This window comes from Novosphingobium beihaiense, assembly GCF_022832375.1.
Lineage (GTDB): Bacteria > Pseudomonadota > Alphaproteobacteria > Sphingomonadales > Sphingomonadaceae > Novosphingobium > Novosphingobium beihaiensis.
This window is the reverse complement of record NZ_JALHLG010000095.1, coordinates 1-1,412: the sequence shown is the minus strand read 5'-3', so window position 1 is coordinate 1,412 and position 1,412 is coordinate 1. Positions and strand designations below refer to the sequence as shown.

Here is a 1,412-nt window from a genome sequence, read left to right as displayed (position 1 = left end):
GCATCGCTGCCTGCAACGACACGGGATCAGTCGCTTGCCTGAGGTGACAGGGAACAAGGAGCCGAAGCGCAAGTTCAAGATGAATAGCCCCTAGATTTCTGGGCGCCTTCGATCCTAATTTTGAGGACAGGAGACGACGATGGGAAAGCCTAGAGCGGATTTCGACCGTTCTGAATTGATAAGGGATTCCGCTCGGACGAGATTTCTGATTCAGTATCCATGCTAGTGAAGGAGGCTGGCGTGGATGGCTCTGTCGATGGATTTGCGCTCTCGGCTCTTGGCGGCGGTGGAAAGGGGATTGAGTTGCCGTGCAGCCGCAGACCGATTTGGTGTGGCGCCTTCAACGGCCATTCGCTGGCGTGCCCAGCAGTTGGAGACGGGTGACTTTGCCCCCAAGCCGCAGGGCGGGGACATGCGTTCGCGCCGGGTCGAAGAGCGGGCAGCAGACATCCTGGCCATTTGGGAAGCGCACAAGGACATCACACTTGGGGAACTGCGCCTGACGTTGGCCGAACAGGGCTTTGTAGTGTCCGTTGCCAGGGTGCATCGCTTCTTCGTGCGGCGCGGCCTGACGCGCAAAAAAGACAGGCCATGCAATCGAGCAGGATCGGCCCGACATCCTGAAGCAGCGCCGGAACCGGAACGCTTGGTCTTCTTCGACGAGACATGGACAGCGACCAACATGACCCGCAGCCACGGCCGTTGTCCGAAAGGCGAACGGTTACGGATGGGCTTCCCGCATGGACATTGAAAAACCACAACGCTGGTCGCAGGACTACGCATGACCGGCATGGTCGCGCCGATGGTGCTCGACGGCCCGATCAACGGCGACTGGTTCGAAGCCTACATGGCCCATGTGCTCGTGCCTGAACTGCAGCCCGGCGACACGGTGGTCATGGACAATCTGTCGAGCCACAAGCGGGAAGCGGTACGTGAAAGGATTGAAGCTGCGGGCGCAAGGCTGCGCTTCCTGCCGCCCTACAGTCCCGACTTCAACCCGATCGAGAAGGCATTCTCTCGCCTCAAGGCCATGCTCCGCAAGGTGGGCGAGCGAACCGTCAGCGGCCTCTGGAACTTGATCGGCAAACTCGTCGACATCTTCCGCCCCGACGAATGCGCCAACTACTTCCGATCGTGCGCCTATGAACCAGAATGATCGAAAAATGCTCTATAACCCCGTGCGCAAGCACGTCAGGAACGCGATGCTATCACCCGTCGAGTTCGAACGGCAGCAGATTTTGAAAGCGGAAGGCGTCTAGTCTACGTTGACAAAAGGGATTCCCAATCTGGCTGAGTTCTGATTCAAGCCTTTCTTTTGGAAGGGGGGGCATGGATAGCGGAGACCTGAGCGACGCAGAATGGGAATTGATAGGACCGCTGCTTCCGTCCGAGCGCGGCAGGCATGCCCGTCC

At 59.0% G+C, this 1,412-nt stretch carries 1 pseudogene; it reads left to right on the top strand.

Annotation, left to right across the window (positions count from 1 at the left end):
- The first annotated feature begins 244 nt into the window (after nt 1-244).
- Nucleotides 245-1,156, top strand: a pseudogene (locus MTR66_RS21080) (IS630 family transposase).
- Nucleotides 1,157-1,412: the final 256 nt, after the last annotated feature.